Origin of the sequence: Nocardia sp. NPDC087230 (assembly GCF_044744725.1) — a bacterium.
Taxonomy (GTDB): Bacteria; Actinomycetota; Actinomycetes; order Mycobacteriales; family Mycobacteriaceae; genus Nocardia; species Nocardia canadensis.
The window spans coordinates 528,950-546,820 of the sequence record NZ_JBIUYV010000002.1 but is presented as its reverse complement, the minus strand read 5'-3'; the positions used below and the strand labels follow the sequence as shown (position 1 = coordinate 546,820).

22 protein-coding genes are annotated in these 17,871 nt (G+C 69.9%); 10 read left to right on the top strand and 12 right to left on the bottom strand.

Annotated features, from left to right (window positions below; translation table 11 throughout):
* The first annotated feature begins 17 nt into the window (after positions 1–17).
* The gene (locus ACIO52_RS08795; RefSeq protein ID WP_218720613.1) at positions 18–455 is read left to right on the top strand and encodes an OsmC family peroxiredoxin; all 438 of its coding nucleotides are present in this window, start codon (positions 18–20) and stop codon (positions 453–455) included.
* 57 nt (positions 456–512) lie between these two features.
* Here the strand turns inward: ACIO52_RS08795 and ACIO52_RS08790 are convergent, their stop codons facing one another.
* The 4 genes from ACIO52_RS08790 to ACIO52_RS08775 form a co-directional block, all read right to left on the bottom strand.
* Complete coding sequence (locus ACIO52_RS08790) at positions 513–971, bottom strand: hypothetical protein (protein ID WP_402642745.1); 459 nt, start codon at positions 969–971, stop codon at positions 513–515.
* Between the two features lie 36 nt (positions 972–1,007).
* On the bottom strand, positions 1,008–1,796 hold the full coding sequence (locus ACIO52_RS08785; RefSeq protein ID WP_316573383.1) for a CbtA family protein: 789 nt from the start codon (positions 1,794–1,796) through the stop codon (positions 1,008–1,010).
* Positions 1,787–1,987, bottom strand: coding sequence for a CbtB-domain containing protein (locus ACIO52_RS08780; protein ID WP_019044677.1), 201 nt, complete (start codon positions 1,985–1,987; stop codon positions 1,787–1,789). Before ACIO52_RS08780 ends, ACIO52_RS08785 begins: the two co-directional genes overlap by 10 nt.
* 225 nt (positions 1,988–2,212) lie before the next feature.
* The gene (locus ACIO52_RS08775; RefSeq protein WP_218720610.1) at positions 2,213–2,536 is read right to left on the bottom strand and encodes an antibiotic biosynthesis monooxygenase; all 324 of its coding nucleotides are present in this window, start codon (positions 2,534–2,536) and stop codon (positions 2,213–2,215) included.
* A 55-nt stretch (positions 2,537–2,591) separates the two neighbouring features.
* Between ACIO52_RS08775 and ACIO52_RS08770 the strand changes: the two genes are divergently transcribed.
* Complete coding sequence (locus ACIO52_RS08770) at positions 2,592–3,335, top strand: alpha/beta fold hydrolase (protein ID WP_402642740.1); 744 nt, start codon at positions 2,592–2,594, stop codon at positions 3,333–3,335.
* Here ACIO52_RS08770 and ACIO52_RS08765 read toward each other — a convergent pair.
* Positions 3,332–4,210 (bottom strand): A/G-specific adenine glycosylase, encoded by an 879-nt coding sequence (locus ACIO52_RS08765; protein ID WP_218720608.1) that lies wholly within the window; start codon positions 4,208–4,210, stop codon positions 3,332–3,334. The two genes, ACIO52_RS08770 and ACIO52_RS08765, sit on opposite strands and share 4 nt — an antisense overlap.
* A 90-nt stretch (positions 4,211–4,300) precedes the next feature.
* Here ACIO52_RS08765 and ACIO52_RS08760 point away from each other — a divergent pair, with 90 nt between their 5' ends.
* Both ACIO52_RS08760 and ACIO52_RS08755 read left to right on the top strand, forming a co-directional pair.
* Positions 4,301–4,924, top strand: coding sequence for a carbonic anhydrase (locus ACIO52_RS08760; protein ID WP_218720607.1), 624 nt, complete (start codon positions 4,301–4,303; stop codon positions 4,922–4,924).
* An 82-nt stretch (positions 4,925–5,006) separates the two neighbouring features.
* Positions 5,007–5,687: a hypothetical protein gene (locus ACIO52_RS08755; protein ID WP_316573385.1), complete on the top strand. Its 681-nt coding sequence runs from the start codon at positions 5,007–5,009 to the stop codon at positions 5,685–5,687.
* A 155-nt stretch (positions 5,688–5,842) separates the two neighbouring features.
* On the opposite strand, the gene radA is transcribed toward ACIO52_RS08755, so the two are convergent.
* Together radA and ACIO52_RS08745 are read right to left on the bottom strand one after the other, a co-directional pair.
* On the bottom strand, positions 5,843–7,243 hold the full coding sequence (gene radA / locus ACIO52_RS08750) for a DNA repair protein RadA (RefSeq protein WP_218720605.1): 1,401 nt from the start codon (positions 7,241–7,243) through the stop codon (positions 5,843–5,845).
* Positions 7,244–7,322: 79 nt separating this feature from the next.
* Complete coding sequence (locus ACIO52_RS08745) at positions 7,323–8,048, bottom strand: hypothetical protein (RefSeq protein WP_402642731.1); 726 nt, start codon at positions 8,046–8,048, stop codon at positions 7,323–7,325.
* 352 nt (positions 8,049–8,400) lie between these two features.
* Between ACIO52_RS08745 and carD the strand changes: the two genes are divergently transcribed.
* The 6 genes from carD (at position 8,401) to ACIO52_RS08715 (ending at position 13,062) form a co-directional block, all read left to right on the top strand.
* Entirely contained in the window at positions 8,401–8,889 is a 489-nt protein-coding gene (gene carD / locus ACIO52_RS08740) for an RNA polymerase-binding transcription factor CarD (RefSeq protein ID WP_019044685.1), read from the top strand.
* A gap of 1 nt (position 8,890) precedes the next feature.
* A complete protein-coding gene (gene ispD, locus ACIO52_RS08735) occupies positions 8,891–9,625 on the top strand; it encodes a 2-C-methyl-D-erythritol 4-phosphate cytidylyltransferase (RefSeq protein WP_218720604.1) in 735 nt (244 codons plus the stop codon).
* A complete protein-coding gene (ispF, locus tag ACIO52_RS08730) occupies positions 9,622–10,089 on the top strand; it encodes a 2-C-methyl-D-erythritol 2,4-cyclodiphosphate synthase (RefSeq protein ID WP_402642727.1) in 468 nt (155 codons plus the stop codon). The genes ispD and ispF overlap by 4 nt, the downstream gene beginning before the upstream one ends.
* A gap of 132 nt (positions 10,090–10,221) precedes the next feature.
* Entirely contained in the window at positions 10,222–11,625 is a 1,404-nt protein-coding gene (cysS, locus tag ACIO52_RS08725; protein ID WP_218720602.1) for a cysteine--tRNA ligase, read from the top strand.
* Positions 11,625–12,608: a 23S rRNA (guanosine(2251)-2'-O)-methyltransferase RlmB gene (gene rlmB / locus ACIO52_RS08720; protein ID WP_218720601.1), complete on the top strand. Its 984-nt coding sequence runs from the start codon at positions 11,625–11,627 to the stop codon at positions 12,606–12,608. The genes cysS and rlmB overlap by 1 nt, the downstream gene beginning before the upstream one ends.
* Before the next feature lie 175 nt (positions 12,609–12,783).
* Entirely contained in the window at positions 12,784–13,062 is a 279-nt protein-coding gene (locus ACIO52_RS08715; RefSeq protein ID WP_218720600.1) for a DUF4190 domain-containing protein, read from the top strand.
* A gap of 3 nt (positions 13,063–13,065) precedes the next feature.
* Here ACIO52_RS08715 and ACIO52_RS08710 read toward each other — a convergent pair whose 3' ends face one another.
* The 5 genes from ACIO52_RS08710 to ACIO52_RS08690 form a co-directional block, all read right to left on the bottom strand.
* On the bottom strand, positions 13,066–13,866 hold the full coding sequence (locus tag ACIO52_RS08710; protein WP_316573388.1) for an enoyl-CoA hydratase-related protein: 801 nt from the start codon (positions 13,864–13,866) through the stop codon (positions 13,066–13,068).
* Positions 13,867–13,961: 95 nt separating this feature from the next.
* The gene (locus tag ACIO52_RS08705; RefSeq protein WP_342800745.1) at positions 13,962–15,134 is read right to left on the bottom strand and encodes an acyl-CoA dehydrogenase family protein; all 1,173 of its coding nucleotides are present in this window, start codon (positions 15,132–15,134) and stop codon (positions 13,962–13,964) included.
* A 63-nt stretch (positions 15,135–15,197) separates the two neighbouring features.
* On the bottom strand, positions 15,198–16,064 hold the full coding sequence (locus ACIO52_RS08700; RefSeq protein WP_218720597.1) for a metal ABC transporter permease: 867 nt from the start codon (positions 16,062–16,064) through the stop codon (positions 15,198–15,200).
* Entirely contained in the window at positions 16,064–16,957 is an 894-nt protein-coding gene (locus ACIO52_RS08695; protein ID WP_218720596.1) for a metal ABC transporter ATP-binding protein, read from the bottom strand. The genes ACIO52_RS08700 and ACIO52_RS08695 overlap by 1 nt, the downstream gene beginning before the upstream one ends.
* Positions 16,958–16,962: 5 nt before the next feature.
* Positions 16,963–17,826: a metal ABC transporter solute-binding protein, Zn/Mn family gene (locus ACIO52_RS08690; RefSeq protein ID WP_218720638.1), complete on the bottom strand. Its 864-nt coding sequence runs from the start codon at positions 17,824–17,826 to the stop codon at positions 16,963–16,965.
* Positions 17,827–17,871: the final 45 nt, after the last annotated feature.

Sequence of the window (17,871 nt, the reverse complement as noted above, 5' to 3'; positions counted from 1 at the left end):
GAATCGAAAGGATCGGCATGCCGACTCGTAGCGCACGCACCCTCTGGGCAGGCGGACTGCAGGATGGTTCCGGGCAGGTCGAACTGGTCAGCTCCGAGGTGGGCAAGTTCGACGTGACCTTCCCGCGTCGCGTGGCCGACGCCGCCGATGGCACCAGCCCGGAAGAGCTGATCGGCGCCGCGCATTCGTCGTGCTACTCGATGGCGCTGTCGGCCGAGATCGCCAACGCGGGCGGCACGCCGGAGAGCCTGGACGTCACCGCCGATGTGACGCTGGGCCCGGACCCGGCCGGCGGTTTCCGGATCAGCAAGATCAAGCTGACCGTGCGCGCCGTCGCCGCCGGTCTCGACGCCGAGGGCTTCTCCGCCGCCGCGACCGCCGCGAAGAACGGCTGCCCGGTCAGCAAGGCTCTCGCGGGTGTGGCCGAGATCGAGCTGGACGCCGCACTGATCTGATCACCCCGGTGGGCGGCATCTGGGACGCAGATGCCGCCCACCGGCGCGTCCGCGGGGCTAGCGCTGGGTGAACCAGCGGTGCGCCGCCGGCGTGTACATGGCTGGAATCGCGATAACCACCGCCAGGACGTGGACTGTACGGCAGCCGGCCAGCACCGCCGACGACGGCGACAGCCCGGCGAACAGCGCGCCGAAATCGTCGGTGGACAGCAGGACCGCCAGCGGCTCGATGATCAGCGAGACCAGGCCGACCACGCCGATCCCGACGGTGAGCAGCGCCCGCGCGACGCGACTGCCGTGCACCATGTACAGCGCTACCGCCGCGACGACGAGATAGATCGCCAGCCGCGGCAGCAGCCCCGACGCGGTCGCCGCGAACTCACCCCCGCCACGCACGGCGCGCAGCAGTCCTTCGGCGGCGCCGGCGGCGAGCGCGGTGACGAGACCGCCGAACGCGACATTCACCGCGCGCGGCCGGGAGTCGGAAACGGAAACGGAAAAGGCAGTGCCGGTCATGTCACCGACACTGCCTTCACGCGATACCCGCGAGGATCACCCTGCGGTAGCGACCCGCTCTGCTACCGGAGTGCTACGCCGCGAAGCGAATTCGGTCAGCGCGGCGAACGCCAGACCGAGCGAGACCCACAGCGTGGTGGTCTCGGCCAGCGACGCCACCCGGAACCGCCACAGCAGCGTCGCGGGGAAGTCGTCGGCCACCTCGTTCACGCCCGGCAGCAGCACGTAGCCGACCGTGGTGACCAGCACGAACGCGAGCACGCCCGCGATCAGCCGGAGCGTGTCCAGCTGTCCGGCCAGCGCCCGGTACGCGGCGACCGACGCCGCGACGGCGAGCAGGCCGAGCACGACGGCGGCGACCCACAGCCAGGTGCGGTCGTTGATGGTCTCCGGATCGCCCACCGCCGGTGGGTTGGCCGGATATTTGAAGAACGGCACCGCGACGATCGCGGCCCACGCGAATCCCGCCGAGGCCAGCGACAACGCGACTCCCGACAGCGTGGTGAACCGGCGGGCGACGTTGACGGCCGCGGCGAACAACGCGCCGAACGCCATCCCGGCCAGGCCGAGGGCGAGGAACTGACCCGCCTTCTGACCGTTCCGGCTGACCAGCGGTTCTTCCTCGTCGCCGTGCGAATGGCCCTGGGGTTCGGCCGCCTCGTGCGGATGATCGGCCGGGGCGGCGGCAGCTTCTTCGATGGCGATCGCGGCGTCCACCTGGGGCTCGCCGACGAAGTAGCCCACTGTCGCGGCCAGCAGGCCGGCGATCAAGCCGGCCAGCAGGCCACGTAACAGCAGGGTTTTGAGCGATCCGGTCAGTGGCACGGAACACCCAGCAGGTGACGTCCGTCGTGCATCAGCTCGTGCAGGAACATCCCGCTACGCGAGACGGCCCCCTGATCGAAACCGACCAGGTACAGGGCGAGCAGTGCAAGCAGAACGACACCGACCGTGACGAGCACGGTTGCCAGGGTGTCCAGGCCGGTAGACCGGCTGGGTGAATGCGCGATAGCCATTCGGGTCCTCCTCAGGGATACGCGTCCCATGGTCGAAGTGTGGTGCGAAGGTGCCGGTGTCTGGCTCTCCGGCACCGGGGACCCGGTACGTGGATACAGTGGCGCGACCGCTCCGGATTCTCACCGGAATTACCGCGCACCCTCGCGTATGTTCCCTCGCACTGTGACAGTCGCCAGGCGCCCACGTCAATACGCGCATCCGCATGTCCAGCGGAAACGCCGATGTCAGGCCTTCGCGGGGACGTCGAGGACGACCTCGAACTCGAGCAGCGACGCACCGGTCGAGACCGGCTTCGGGCGCTCGCCCTCGCCACCGCTGCCCGCGTGCGCGGCCCGGGCCGGACCGTCGCGCCACGCGGCGAAGGATTCCTCCGAATCCCATTGCGTCACCACGAAATACCGGTTGTCGCCGGCCACCGGGCGCAGCAACTGGAAGCCGAGGAAACCGGGGGAGTTCTCCACCGCGTGCGCGCGGGCGGCGAACCGCTTCTCCAGCTCCGGGCCGGCACCTTCGGGGATCTCGATCGCATTGATCTTCACAACAGCCATGAGCCGACAATACGACCGCGCGGGAAACATCCCGGTCTGGGGCACAATCGGCAGGGTGTTGTACGACGAAGGCGGGACCGGCGTCCCGATCCTGCTGCTGCACGGGCTGATGGGCAGCGCGCGCACCTGGACCGATCAGCTGCCGTGGCTGCGCGAATACGGCCACCTCTACACCGTCGACGCCGCCGGGCACGGCCGGACGCCACCCGCCGAGCTCACCACCGAGGCGTTCGTCGCCGATCTCGCCGAGCTCACGGCCGCGATCACCGAGCCGATGGTGATCGTCGGGCATTCGATGGGCGCGATCCACGGCTGGGTCTTCGCCGCCACCCACCCCGCGCGGGTCCGCGCCCTCGTCGTCGAGGACATCGCCCCCGATTTCACCGGCCGCACCGCCGCGCACTGGGCCGAGCTGATCCACTCCTGGCCGCAGCCCTTCGCCGACGAGCGGGCGGTGCTCGACTACTTCGGGCCGGTCGCGGGCACGTATTTCCTGCGCGCGTTCACCTCGGGACCCGACGGCTATCGGCTGCACGGCGAGGTCGACACCTTCCGCGCCATCTCCGAGGAGTGGGGGACCAGGGACTTCTGGACCGAATGGAAGTCGCTGGAAATTCCCGCGCTGCTGATCGAGGGCGAGCACACCATCACCCCGCCGGGGCAGATGCGCACGATGGCCGAGGTCCACCCGGACGCGGAGTACGTGGTCGTCGCGGGGGCCGCGCACCTGGTGCACGACGAACAGCCCGGGGCCTATCGCGACCTCGTCGGCCGCTTCCTGCGCCGCGTCGTGGGCTAGCCCGTCGCCCCGCCTTCGCCTGCCAGCGCGAACAGGCCGTCCTCGGTCTGCTCGATCAGGCCGTCGACCAGCAGCGAATCCAGTGCCCGCGCCCGCTGGCCGGGGTCGCGGGTCCACGCGAGGTCGAGGCGAACCCGCTCGACCGGCCCCGACGCGTCGCGCAGGACATCGAGCAGCCTGCCGCGTGCCTGCCGATCGGTGCCCTCGTACTTCTGCACCTTGCGGGCCACCGCGGCGGCGGGCTTGCCCGCGTCGACCCACGCGCACGCGGGCAGCGGGCAGTTCGCGCAGTCGGGGTTGCGGGCGGTGCAGATCAGCGCGCCCAGCTCCATCAGCGCCGCCGAGAACTTGGCGGCGCGCGGCACGGAGATCGGCAGCAGGGCCGCGGTTTCGGCGAGATCGCGCGAGGACGGATTGCCCGGCTCGCGCCCGTGCACGGCCCGCGCGACCACCCGGCGGACATTGGTGTCGACCACCGGGACGCGCTGACCGTAGGCGAAGCAGGCCACCGCGCGGGCGGTGTAGTCACCGATACCGGGCAGGCTCAGCAGCACCTCGACGTCGGTGGGCACCACGTCGCCGTGCTCGACGGCCAGCACTCGCGCGCACTCGTGCAGCCGCAGGGCCCGGCGCGGATAGCCCAGCTTGCCCCAGGCCCGCAGCACCTCGGCCTGCGAGGACGCGGCCATCGCCGAGGGCACCGGCCACCGCGCCACCCATTCCCGCCAGATCGGCTCGACCCGCACCACGGGGGTCTGCTGCAGCATGATCTCGCTCATCAGGATGTGCCAGGCGGTTGCCTCCGGCTGGCGCCACGGCAGGTCACGTGCCGTTTCGGTGAACCAATCCACCAAGACTTCCGCGTCGATACTCACTGTTCCCGTTCCGCCTCAGCCAGGCCATCTTTGCCGACGCGTAACGCGGCGGACTCGCTGGTAACCCTCGGCCTGTGCACAATGATCGGTATGCCTGGTTCCAATCCGATAAGCGCCTGGAAGTCGTTGCGCGAAGGCAATGAACGCTTCGTCAACGACACCCTGCTGCATCCTAGCCAGGGCGCCGCCGACCGAGCCAAGCTCGTCAGCGGCCAGCATCCGCACGCCATTCTGTTCGGCTGCGGTGACTCCCGGGTGGCCGCCGAACTGATCTTCGATCAGGGGCTGGGCGACATGTTCGTCGTGCGGACCGCGGGTCATGTGGTGGACAGCTCGGTGCTCGGCTCGATCGAGTACGGCGTCGAGGTGCTCGACGTGCCGCTGATCGTCGTCCTCGGACACGACAGCTGCGGCGCCGTGAAGGCCACCATCGACGCGCTCGACGGTGGCGAGGTCCCCGGCGGATTCATCCGCAGCGTGGTCGAACGCGTCACGCCGTCGATCCTGGTCGGCCGTCGCGAGGGCCTCACCTCGATCGACGAATTCGAGGCCCGTCACGTCGTGGAGACCAGCAGGCTCCTGATGCAGCGGTCGATGATCATCTCCCAGCGCGTCGCCACCGGTCAGTGCGCGATCGCGAGCGTCACCTACAAGCTCGAGGACGGCCGCGTGCACCTGCGTCGCGTCGTCGGGAACATCGGCGAGGTGGTCTGAACCGGGCGATCGGTTCGGTTCACCCCCACGACACGCCGAGGTCATCGAGCGCGGCTCCGCGCGGTGCGCTTACCGTTGAGGCGTGCTGGAACCGAATGGACCGCTGCCACCGGAGATCTACTGGCGTCGCCGCGCACTCGCCATCGGCGTCATCATTGTCGCGCTCGCGATCGTGATCTGGCTCGTCACGATGGTGGCGCGCGGTGGTGACTCGTCCGGCGATACCGCCGCGGCCACGTCGACCACCACCGCGGCGGGCAGTTCGGCGTCGACCAGCAGTTCGGCCGAGTCGAGCAGCGCGACGTCGAGCAGCGCCGCCGCCACTTCCAGCGCCGCGGCGAGCAGTTCCGCGGCGGATCAGCCCGCGGCACAGCCGTGCAGTGATCAGTCGCTGGCCCTGAAGGTGACCGTCGGCCAGCCGACGTACCGGGTGGGTGATCAACCGGGGTTCGGCACGGTCATCACCAATATCTCCTCGGCGCCGTGTTCGCGCGATCTCGGTCCCGGCCCGCAATTCCTGGTCTACACCCTCGACGGGCAGCGCCGTCTGTGGGCGAGCAACGACTGCAACCCGGATGGACCGCCGGAAGTGAAGACGCTCAAGGCAGGCGAGCAGCTGTCCTACAAGGGCACCTGGTTCGGGACGACGTCCCAGCCGAACTGCGCCGGTGATCGCCTCCAGGTGCCCGCGGGCGCCTACATGGTGGTGGCGCAGCTCGGTGCGGTGCGCAGCGCCGCCGAGCCGTTCAACCTCGCGACCTAGCCGTCGGCGCCGGTGCGTGTCCGGCATTGTGCGGGTGCGCTGTAAGTCACATGTTCAAGTCGGGTGGATTTGCAGGCTTCGCATGCTCACCGACTATGTCAATGGTTGTTGGCACGGGAATGGCCGATATCGGCCATATCCTGGGTTTGCCGGAGTTATTCCACGGGGACCGGATCCCGGGGTGCGCGCGATTTGCGGAGCTGCGCCAAGCGCAGCGCCGAGCGGAGATCGCCGACCTCGTGGATACGCATCGAACCGGTCTTGGTTTTCTCCGAACCAGGCGGCACCAGGGCGGTGGTGAAACCGAGTCGCTCGGCCTCGGCGAGCCGACGGCCCAGCCCGGTGACCTTGCGGACCTCGCCCGCCAGCCCGACCTCACCGAGGATCACCCAGCCCGCGGGCAGCGCGATATCCGCCTCGGCGGAGGCGATGGCCAGCGCGATGGCCAGGTCGGCGGTCGGCTCGATCAGGCGCATGCCGCCGACGGTGGCGGCGTAGACATCGTGTTTGCCGAGAAACACCCGCCCACGGCTCTGCAGGACGGCCAGCACCATGGCGACGCGGTTGTAGTCCAGGCCGCTCACCGCGCGCCGTGGCTGCGGGATCTCGGTCTTGACGGTCAGCCCCTGCACCTCCGCGACCAGCGGGCGTTTACCGTCCATCGCGACGGTCACCGCCGTGCCGGGGACGGTGTCGGTGCGGTGGTGCAGGAACAGACCCGACGGATCGTCGACGCAGGCGATGCCGTCCTCGTGCAATTCGAAACAGCCCACTTCGTCGGCGCTGCCGAAACGATTCTTGATGCCGCGGATCATGCGCAGCGTCGAATTCTTGTCGCCCTCGAATTGCAGCACCACGTCGACCAGATGCTCGAGCGTGCGCGGGCCTGCGACATTGCCGTCCTTGGTGACGTGGCCGACCAGCAGCACCGCGATTCCGGTGGCCTTGGCCAGCGAGGTCAGCGCCGCGGTCACCGCGCGGACCTGGGTGACACCGCCGATCACGCCGTCCACCTCGGGCGCCAGCATCGTCTGCACCGAGTCGACCACCAGCAGCGTCGGCCGCACCTGTTCCACGTGCCCGAGCACGATCGACAGGTCCGATTCGGCGGCGAGATACACCCGGTCGTGCACCGCGCCGGTGCGATCGGCGCGCAGCCGCACCTGCCCGGCGGACTCCTCGGCCGTCACGTACAGCGAGGTTTCGTCGCGCTGGGCGGCCCACCGGTGCGCGACCTCGAGTAGCAGGGTCGACTTGCCGACGCCCGGTTCGCCCGAGAGCAGCACCACCGACCCGGGCACCACACCGCCGCCGAGCACCCGATCCAGCTCGCTGACCCCGGTCGAGCGGGCCTGGGTGACCTTGGCGTCGATCTGCGACAGTGGCGCCGCCGCCGTGCTCGGCAGCATCGCCCGCCTGCCCGGCGCCGCGGCGGCCGCGGAGACCGCCACCTCGTTCACCGTCCCCCAGGCGCCGCAATCCGGGCACTTACCCACCCATTTGGACACCTCGTGCGAGCACGCGGTGCACCGGAAGACTGCTTTGGTCTTGGCCACACGCGCACCCTACGGACCGGCTCCGACAAAAAGAAAAGCCGCCGCGGACCACCGCGACGGCTTTCTGTTCGGCCTGGTCTCAGTGACCGGCGCCCTCGGGGGCCGGGCCGGACTTCTCGTTCTCGACGCGGTCGACCTCGGCGGCGTCGACCGGGACCGACACCTGCACGGTGCCCGCGTCCTTGAAGTTGAAGGTGACGTTGTAGGTCAGGCCCGGGTAGATCTGCTTGCTCAGGCCGGTGATCTCGATCGTGCCGGGCTTGGCCTCGGGATCGATCGAGGGGACGTCCTGATCGGTCGCGGACGTGGTCGGGGCCGCGGAGGTGGTCGGGGCCGCGGAGGTGGTCGGCGCGGCGGAGGTGGTCGGGCTGGCGCCGTGGTGATCGTCGCCCTGCGCGTCACCGGTGACCTTGACCGGGCCGGCGACGACGATCTGCTGCGGCTTCAGCACGAACTTGGGGTCGCCCGCCGGGCCGGTGAGCTTGACGGTGCCCAGGTCGGTGGTGACGCTGGTCAGCTCGTCGGTGACGGTCTCGCTGCCGTTGATGATCGACAGCGCGATCACGGCCTTGCCGCCCTTGTCGTGCTCGGCCGGGGAAGCCGGGTAGACGATGTGCACGTTGCGCAGGGAGATCGGGCCCACGTCCGCGTGGTTGCCGTTGATCGCGGCGGCCTGCGACGAGGTCTGGGTGTGCTGGCCGGCACTGCAGCCGCTCAGGGCGATACCCGCGGCAGCGGCGAGCGCGGCAACCGTCGCCATGCGACGTCGCGCCGACGGGGCGGTCACAGCTTTCAGGGCAGTCACGGTTTGTCCTCCATGTCGACCGGGCTCACTCCGTCCACACAGCGGATCGGAGGGTAGTAACTAGGCAGCGTAGTAGTTCGCTTCGCGCGCGTGGCGTCCGGGCTCGCGACGCGCGGGCGCGGAAGTAACAGTTCGGTGTCTCGCGCCGGGTTGCCGGAGTGGTGCCGGGGGAGTGCGACGCGGATACGGCTCGCTGTGCTGGTGGTTAACCCGTTCTGGCGCAACACAATGCACACCAATTCCGCGTTGTCAACCCCTACGATGGCCTCGTTGTGGCCCTGACCTGCACAGTTGATCGCGCCGTTATCGAGTCGCATGTTAAACTGTGAACATCGAAAGGGGCACGGGACACATGATTTTTAAGGTCGGAGACACCGTCGTTTACCCCCACCACGGAGCGGCGCTGATCGAAGCAATCGAGACCCGCACCATCAAGGGTGTGCAGAAAGAGTATCTGGTCCTGAAGGTCGCGCAAGGCGACCTGACCGTTCGGGTTCCCGCGGAGAACGCCGAATATGTCGGCGTCCGTGACGTCGTCGGCCAGGAGGGTCTCGACCGCGTCTTCCAGGTGCTGCGCGCGCCACACACGGAGGAGCCGACCAACTGGTCCCGCCGTTACAAGGCCAACCTCGAGAAGCTCGCCTCGGGCGATGTGAACAAGGTGGCCGAGGTCGTGCGCGACCTGTGGCGTCGTGAGCAGGATCGCGGCCTGTCCGCCGGTGAGAAGCGGATGCTGGCCAAGGCTCGCCAGATCCTCGTCGGTGAGCTCGCGCTCGCCGAGGGCACCGACGACGGCAAGGCCGAATCGCTGCTCGACGAGGTCCTCGCCGCGGCTTCCTAGAGTGCGACCTGTCGTAGCACTGGTCCCTGCCGCCGGTCGTGGCGTGCGCCTGGGTGAATCCACCCCGAAGGCGTTCGTCCCGGTCGGCGGCACACCTATGGTCCGGCTGGCCGTCGACGGGCTGATCGCGTCCGGTGCGGTGCACCGGGTCGTCGTGGTCGTGCCCGCCGAGCTGGTCGAAGCCGCGTCCGCTCTGCTGTCAACCACCTCGCTGACCGGCGGTTCGATGCCCCCTGTGCCGGTGCAGGTCGTCGTTGGCGGCGCCGAGCGCACCGATTCGGTGCGCGCCGGGATCGCGGCCGCGCCCGATGCCGCGTTCTATCTCGTGCACGATGCCGCTCGCGCGCTCACTCCACCGGAGCTGATCGCGCGAGTGGCCGCCGAGCTGCAGGCGGGCAGTCCCGCCGTCGTGCCCGCCCTGCCGGTCGTCGACACCGTGAAATCGGTCGACGACGCGGGCGTGGTCACCGGCACCCCCGAGCGCGCCCACCTGCGGGCTGTCCAGACTCCCCAGGGCTTCGCCGCCGACCTGCTGCGCGAGGCGTACGCCACCGAGGTCGGCGCGACCGACGACGCCGGCCTGGTCGAACGCCTCGGCGTCGCCGTGCGCACCGTCGCAGGCGACCCGCTCGCCTTCAAGATCACCACCCCGCTCGACCTGCGCCTGGCCGACGCGTTGCGGGCCGATCGCGCCGCCGACGTTCCTCGGCCCGCCGAGCAGGCGGTCGCGCGATGAGAGTCGGCATCGGCAGCGATGTGCACCCCATCGAGTCCGGTCGTCCCTGCTGGATGGCCGGTCTGCTGTTCCCCGACGCCGACGGCTGCGCCGGGCACTCCGACGGCGACGTCGCCGCGCACGCGCTCTGCGACGCGCTGCTCTCGGCCGCCGGTCTGGGCGACGTCGGCGCGGTGTTCGGGGTCGGCCGTCCCGAATGGGCCGGGGTCACCGGCGCCGCCATGCTCGTCGAGGTCCGCAGGCTGCTGACCGAGGAGGGCTTCACGGTCGTCAACGCCGCGGTGCAGGTCATCGGCAATCGCCCGAAGATCGGCCCTCGTCGCGCCGAGGCCCAGAAAGTGCTCGGCGAACTGCTCGACGCGCCGGTCTCGGTTTCGGGCACCACCACGGACGGTCTCGGGCTGACCGGCCGCGGCGAGGGCATCGCGGCCATCGCCACCTGCCTGATCACGGCATGTTCGTAGCCCGCACGGGCCTCGAAGATTTCCTGCCGCACCACGCGTTCTCGCCGCTTCGTCCGGCCGTCGGACAATCACGGCGAGCCACGAACCGGCCGGTCATCTCCACCACCATCCCACCGACTAGGATCGAATGCCGTGACCTTGCGCCTTTTTGACACCGACACGCGGACCCTGCGGGAATTCACCCCGCTGGTCCCCGGCCGTGCCTCGGTGTATCTGTGTGGGGCCACCGTGCAGGGTCAGCCCCATATCGGGCACGTGCGCAGCGGCGTCGCGTTCGACGTGCTGCGCCGCTGGCTGCTCGCGCACGACTACGACGTCTGGTTCATCCGCAATGTCACCGATATCGACGACAAGATCCTGAACAAGGCCGCCGAGGCGGGCAGGCCGTGGTGGGAATGGGCCGCCACGCACGAGCGCGCTTTCGACGCGGCCTACGAGGTGCTCGGCGTGCTGCCGCCCTCGGCCGAGCCGCGCGCCACCGGCCACATCACCCAGATGGTCGGGCTGATGGAACGGCTGATCGAGCGCGGTCACGCTTACGCCGCCGACGGCGACGTCTACTTCGACGTGCTGAGCTGGCCGAACTACGGCGAGCTGTCCGGCCACAAACTCGACGACGTGCACCAGGGCGAGACCCCGACCCGCGGCAAGCGCGATCCGCGCGATTTCACGCTGTGGAAGTCGGCCAAGCCGGGCGAGCCGAGCTGGCCGTCGCCGTGGGGCCCCGGCCGTCCCGGCTGGCACCTGGAATGCTCGGCGATGGCCGAGTTCTATCTGGGTCCCGAATTCGATATCCACTGCGGTGGAATGGATTTGATTTTCCCGCACCACGAGAACGAGATCGCTCAGTCCAAGGCGGCCGGTGACGGTTTCGCCCGTTACTGGCTGCACAACGGCTGGGTGACGATGAGCGGGGAGAAGATGTCGAAGTCGCTCGGCAATGTGCTCTCGGTGCCCAATGTGCTCAGCCGGGTCCGGCCGGTGGAATTGCGTTTCTATCTGGGCAGCGCGCATTACCGCTCGATGCTCGAATATTCGGACAAAGCGCTCGACGACGCGGTCGCCTCGTATCAGCGCATCGAGGCATTCGTGCATCGTGTGCTCGATCGGGTCGGCGAGGTCCCGATCGGTAAATGGACCGACGGATTCGCCGCCGCGATCGACGACGATCTGGCGATTCCGAAGGCGCTCGCCGAAATTCACCACGTGGTGCACGAGGGTAATCGCGCGCTGGAGGCGGGCGCGGTGGAGACCGCGGCCGAGCTGGCCGGTCAGGTCCGGGCGATGCTGGGCATCCTCGGCGTCGACCCGCTCGATCCGCACTGGTACACCCCGGCCGACAACTCGGCGGCACTGGACGCGCTCGATGTGCTGGTCCGCTCCGAGCTGGATCGCCGGGCGAGCGCGCGGGCGGAGAAGAACTGGGCAGAAGCCGATGCCGCACGGGATCGGCTCGTCGCAGCGGGTATCGAGGTCACCGATACCCCGCAGGGGCCGGAATGGTCGCTGGGCGCAGCTAGTGGAAAGGCGAACTGATGGCAGGCAATTCACAGCGACGCGGAGCGATCAGGAAGGGCGGCACCAAGAAGGGTGCCGTCGTCGGTTCCGGCGGCAAGCGCCGTCGCGGCCTGGAGGGCCGGGGCGCGACGCCGCCCGCCGAGGCCCGCACCAAGCATCCCGCCGCCAAGCGCGCCGCGGCCGCCGCCAAAGCCAAAGCGGCGCAGTCCCGTCCGACCGGCAAGGGCGGTGTACCCCGCGCGGGCCGCAAGTCCGACGACGGCCCCGAGCTGGTGCTCGGCCGCAACCCGGTGCTCGAGTGTCTGCGTGCCGAGGTGCCCGCGACCGCGCTCTACGTGGCCGTCGGCACCGAGAACGACGACCGGCTCTCCGAGAGCGTGCAGCGTGCCGCCGACATGGGCATCTCGATCCTGGAGGTGCCGCGCACCGACCTGGATCGGCTCAGCGCCAACGGTTTGCACCAGGGCGTGGCCCTGCAGGTGCCGCCGTACCGCTACGCCCACCCCGACGACCTGATGGATCGGGTGAAGGTCTCCGGCGAGCCGGGTCTGCTGGTCGCGCTGGACAACATCTCCGATCCGCGCAATCTCGGCGCGGTCATCCGCTCGGTCGCCGCGTTCGGCGGTCAGGGCGTGGTCATCCCGCAGCGGCGCAGCGCCAGTGTCACCGCGGTGGCGTGGCGGACGAGCGCGGGTGCGGCGGCGCGCCTGCCCGTCGCCAGGGCGACCAACCTGACCCGCACGCTGAAGGACTGGGCGTCGCAGGGATTCCAGATCGTCGGCCTCGACGCAGGCGGTGACACCCCGCTCGACGAGTTCGACGGCAGCGTGCCGACCGTGGTCGTCGTCGGGTCCGAAGGCAAGGGCCTGTCGCGGCTGGTGCGCGAGAACTGTGACTCGATCCTGAGTATCCCGATGGCCGGTCCGGTCGAGTCGCTCAACGCCTCGGTCGCCGCCGGTGTGGTCCTGGCCGACATCGCCAGGCAGCGCCGTCTGGGCTGAGTAGTCGGAGCGCCGGCGCGCTCGAATCGCGGCACCTGATCGGCGGGTCGGCCGCGACGGCCGACTGCGTCGGCCTGCCCCTCCTCGAGGTCGGGGCGTGCGTGGCCTGGTTTGTTCGGTGGGCCGGGCGCGTAGTGCTGCGTCAGCGGCCCTCCTGCACAGTAGAATTCGGTGCGTGGCGATACCCAACCAGCCGATCGGTGAGACGGTCGAGCACCCGCAGGCCAACCTGATCCTCGTGCTCGGGCTGCTCAGCCCGTTCTGCTGCGGGATCTTCGGGCCGATCGCGTGGGTGCTCGGCAAGCGGGCCCTCAACGAGATCGACGCGTCCTACGGTGCCCTGTCCGGGCGCTCCCAGGTGATGATCGGGTACATCGCGGGCATCATCGGCACCATCTTGATGGTGCTGTTCGCGATGCTCTACCTCGCGGGGTCCTGCAACGGGAACTTCTGAGCCTCAGTCCAGGCTGGGGCGCCCCTCGGGGGCGTCCCAGGCGGGCCACTCGGCGCTGATACTGCCGGTCCACTTGGGCTGACGGCGCTCCTTGAACGCGGCCATCGCCTCGCCGCCGTCGATGCTCTTGGCGACGTGGGCGTTGAGTTCGGATTCGAGCTGCCCGACTACGGCGGGCGTCATGCCGAGGCTCTCCCAGATCAGCCGCTTGGTCAGTGCGACCGGCAGCGGCGCTGGCCCGTTGGCGATGTCGTGGGCGACCGCCATGGCGGTCGGCAGCACCTCGCCCGCGGGCAGGCTGGCATTGGCCAGGCCCATCGACTTGGCCTCGTCACCGTCGAAAGTGCGTCCGGTGAGCATGATGTCGGCGGCGTTGGCCAGCCCGGCCAGCCGCGGCACGGTCCAGTGCGCGTAGCCGTCGGCGAGCACGCCGCGGCGGACCTGGCTGAGCCCGTAGACGGCATCGCGGGCGAAATACCGCAGGTCGCACTGCAGGGCCAGGGCCAGCCCGATGCCGACGGCATGGCCGTTGACGGCCGCGATCACCGGCTTGCGGACCTGCCACGGCGGCGGATCCAGCGTCACCTCGCCGTTGACCCGGGCGGACAGATCCGCGCCCGCGCAGAAGGCGGGCGCGGTGCCGGTGATGACGACGGCGCGAATCGAGTCCTCGCTGTCGCACCGGCGCAGGGCCGCGCTGAGCTCGGCGGCCATCGTCGGGGTGACGGCGTTCTGCTGCGCCGGCCGGTTGAGCGTGAGCACGGCGACTCCGGCAGCGACATCGACGAGCAGTTCCGAACTCATGGGATCGAATGGTACTAGCGGCGCGGCGTCGGCGCCGGAAGTGGCGGCTCGCGCAACCACGTCGTCATCGGCCCGGCGCGGGATCGGATTGTGCTTCACTCCCGCAGCAAGTGCTTGCCGATGGCGTACTTGTGGACCTCGGTCGGGCCGTCGTAGAGCCGGAACGCGCGCATGTCCCGGAACAGCATCTCCACCACCGTCTCGTCGCTGATCCCGATCCCGCCGAGCACCTGCACACAGCGGTCGGTGACCTTGAACAGTTCCTCGGAGACATAGGACTTGGCCATCGACGATTCGTGCCTGGCCTGCTGGCCCTGATCCATCAGCCAGCAGCTGTGCCAGATGGTCAGCCTGCACTGGTGCAGTGCCACCTCGTTGTCGGCGAGCATGAACGACACGCCCTCGTGCTCGCCGATCGGCTTGCCGAACGCGGTGCGGGTGCGCGCGTAGTCCAGGGCGATGCTCTGCGCCCGTTCGGCCGCGCCGAGCCAGCGCATGCAGTGGGTGAGCCGGGCGGGCGCCAGCCGCAGCTGGGCGTAGCGCAGGGCCTGGCCGGTGCGGCCGAGCACGGCCGAGGGCGGCAGGGTCAGGTTCTCGAACCGCACGACGGCGTGCCCGCCGACGTAGTTGCGGTCCATGGTGTTCATGATCCGCTCGATGACGATGCCTTCGGTGTCGCCGTCGGCGAGGAACAGCGTCGGCCCGGCGGGCAGGTGCGGGTTCTCGGTGAGGCGCGCCATGATGATCCAGGTCTTGGCCCCGTCGGCGCCGGTGATCAGCCACTTGCGCCCGTTGAGCACGAAGTTCTCGCCGTCGAACACCGCCTCGGTGCGCAGCTGCCCCGGATCGGAGCCCGCGCCGTCGGGTTCGGTCATCGCGAACACCGAGCGCTGCTCGCCGCGGATCATCGGCATCAGGTACTGCTCGACCTGATCGGGGTCGGCGACCTTGCCGAGCAGGAACATATTGCCCTCGTCGGGCGCGGCGCAGTTCATCGCGACCGGGCCGAGCGTCGACCAGCCCGCGGCCTCGTAGACCACCGCCTGCTCGACATGGGTCAGGCCGAGCCCGCCGTATTCCACCGGGGCCTGGACGGTCAGCAGCTTCTCGGCCCTGGACAGGTCGACGAGTTCGGCGCGCAGGTCGTCGGTCGGCCCGTGCGCGGTCAGGCGCGGATCGCGTTCGAACGGCACGATCTGTTCGGCGACGAAGGCGCGGACTCGATCCCGCAGGGCGGCCAGATCTTCCGGGACGGCGAAGTCGATCATGCTGTGTAGTCTGCTCGCCCGTGCCCCGGTTCGGGCAATTTCGGCCCCAAGTGGCACCAAATTTCAGCGAGCGGCGACCGGCCGCCGACTGCGGTGGCCGATGACCCGGCACACCAGATAGATCGTGAACGAGATCCCGGTGACGAAGGTCGACACCGGCACTCCGGGCGCCAGCGACAGCAGCAGCCCGCCCACGGCGGCGACCTCGGCGAACACCAGCGACAACACCGTCGCCCGCAGCGGGCTCGCGGTCAGCTGCGCGGCCGCCGCGGCCGGGGTGATCAGCAGCGCGAGCACCAGCAGCGCGCCGACGATCTGCACGCCGAAGGCGGCGGTGATGCCGAGCAGCACCGCGAACACCACCGACAGCGCCCGCACCGGCACCCCGCGCGCCACCGCGACCTCGGGATCGGAGCTGGCGAACAGCAGCGGCCGATAGATCACCGCGAGCACGGCCAGCACGGCCGCGGTGCAGGTGACCAGCAGCGCGAGCCCGTCGTAGCCGACGCTGGCGACCTGGCCGGTGAGCAGTGAGAACTTCGAGCCCGCGCGGTCCGGGGCGAGCCACAGGAACAGCACCGACAGGCCGAGGCCGAACGAGAGCACCACCGCGATCACCGAATCGCGTTCGCGCGCACGGGAACCGAGCCAGCCGAACAGCACGGCGGCGACCACCGACCCGGCGATCGCGCCGATCCCGACGCCGACCCCGGCCAGCAGCGCCGCCGACGCGCCGGTCAGCGAGAGCTCGCTGGTGCCGTGCACGGCGAACGACATCTGCCTGCTGACGATCAGCGGCCCGATCAGTCCGGCGAGCAGCCCGAGCAGCGCGCTCGCGAGCAGCGCCTGCTGGACGAAGTCGTAGCCGAGCAGGTCGGCGGTGGTGCCGACGTCGAACATCTGGTGCAGAACCTTGTCGAGCTTGTCCATCAGGCGGTACCGCCGAGCGCGTCCATGTCGTCACCGGTGCCGACGACGACGAGCCGATCGCGCACCCGCAGCACCTCGACCTCGGTGCCGTAGAGCTCCGAGAGCGTCGCCGAGGTCATCACCTCGTCGGGAGTGCCGATCCGGAACTCGCCGTCGACCAGGTAGAGCACTCGGTCGACCATCGGCAGGATCGGGTTGATCTCGTGGGTCACGAACAGCACCGCCGTGTCGTGTTCGCGGCGGCGCTTGTCGACGAGTTCGGCGACCAGCCGCTGATTGGCCAGATCCAGGCTCAGCAGCGGTTCGTCGCAGAGCAGCACCGCCGGGTCGCCGACGAGGGCTTGGGCGACCCGCAGCCGCTGCTGCTCGCCGCCGGAGAGCGTGTCCAGCGGGGCGTGCGCGAAACGCTGCGCGCCGACCGCGGCCACGGCGGCCTCGATCTTGCGCGCCCGCTCCTTGCGGCCACGCCAGCCCAGGCCCCACCGGTGCCCGTCGACGCCGAGCCCGACCAGATCGCGGCCGCGCAACTGCACCCCGGCGTCGATCGTCTTCTGCTGCGGGACGTAGCCGACGCCCGGATTGCCGGTGCCCGCCGGCTTGCCCGCGACTTCCGCACGGCCCGAACCCAATTCGAGGAGCCCGAGCAGTACTCGCAGCAGCGAGGTCTTGCCCGACCCGTTGGGGCCGAGGACGGCGATGAATTCACCGGGCGCCACGTCGAGATCGAGGTCGCGCCACAGCGTGCGCTCGCCGAACGCCAGCGTCGCCGCGCGCAGACGGATCGCCGGGTCGGTGCTCGCCCGTGGCGCACCCGCCGCGGGCGTGGTGCCGCCCGACGTTGTCGCCGGGTGCGCCGCGGTGACGGTCCCTGCCGCTTCCTCGGTCGTGGACATGGCGATCAGCGCAGCGCCGCGGCGAGCGCCTTGGCGTTCGCGGTCTGCCACTGGACGTAATCCACCCCGGCGGGCAGGGTTTCGGTCACCTCGACGACGGCGACGCCCGCGGTCTGCGCGGTGGCCCGCAGGTCCTGGGTGATCTTGTCCTGGGTCTGGGTGTTGTAGATCAGCGCCTTGACCTGCTTGCCGGTGATCAGGTCGCGGGTGGCGGCCACGGCGGCGGGCGCCGGGTCGGTCTCCTGCTCGATCGCTTCCTGGAACTCGTGCGGGGTCTTGTCCTGCGCGGTCGCGGCCAGCAGCAGGTAGTGCGCGAGCGGCTCGGACTGGGCGACGGGCGCATTGGGGTGCTGGGTGGCGATGGTGCCGGTGATGGTGCTGACGCCGATCAGCTGGTTCTTGAAGGCGGTCGCGCGCTCGGTGTAGGCGGCGGCGTTGGCGGTGTCGACCTCGCCGAGCTGGGCGGCGATCCGGTCGGCGACCGCGGCGACGGTGGTGACGTCGTACCAGACGTGCTCGTTGTCGTCGCTCTTGTCGGCCCGCTGCTCGAACGCCTCGACGGTCCGCTTGTTCTTGCCCGAGATGGCCTTCTCGATGAACTCGTCGTAGTGCCCGCCGTTGAACACCACGAGATCGGCGTCGCTGATCTCGGCGGTGTCGGTGGCCGAGGTCTCGAACGAGTGCGGGTCGGCGGCGGGATCGCTGATGATCGAGGTGACCCGGACATCCGGCCCGGCGACCGCGGTCGCGATGGAGCCCCACACATTGGTGGAGGCCACGATCGACAGACCGTCGGAATCCTTCGAGCCGCCCCCGCAGGCCGTGAGGACGACCGCGGCCGCCACTCCCGCCGTGAGACCGGCACACATGCGGGCGAATCGACTGTTCACGCGGTACTCCTGGCCGTGCGCGAT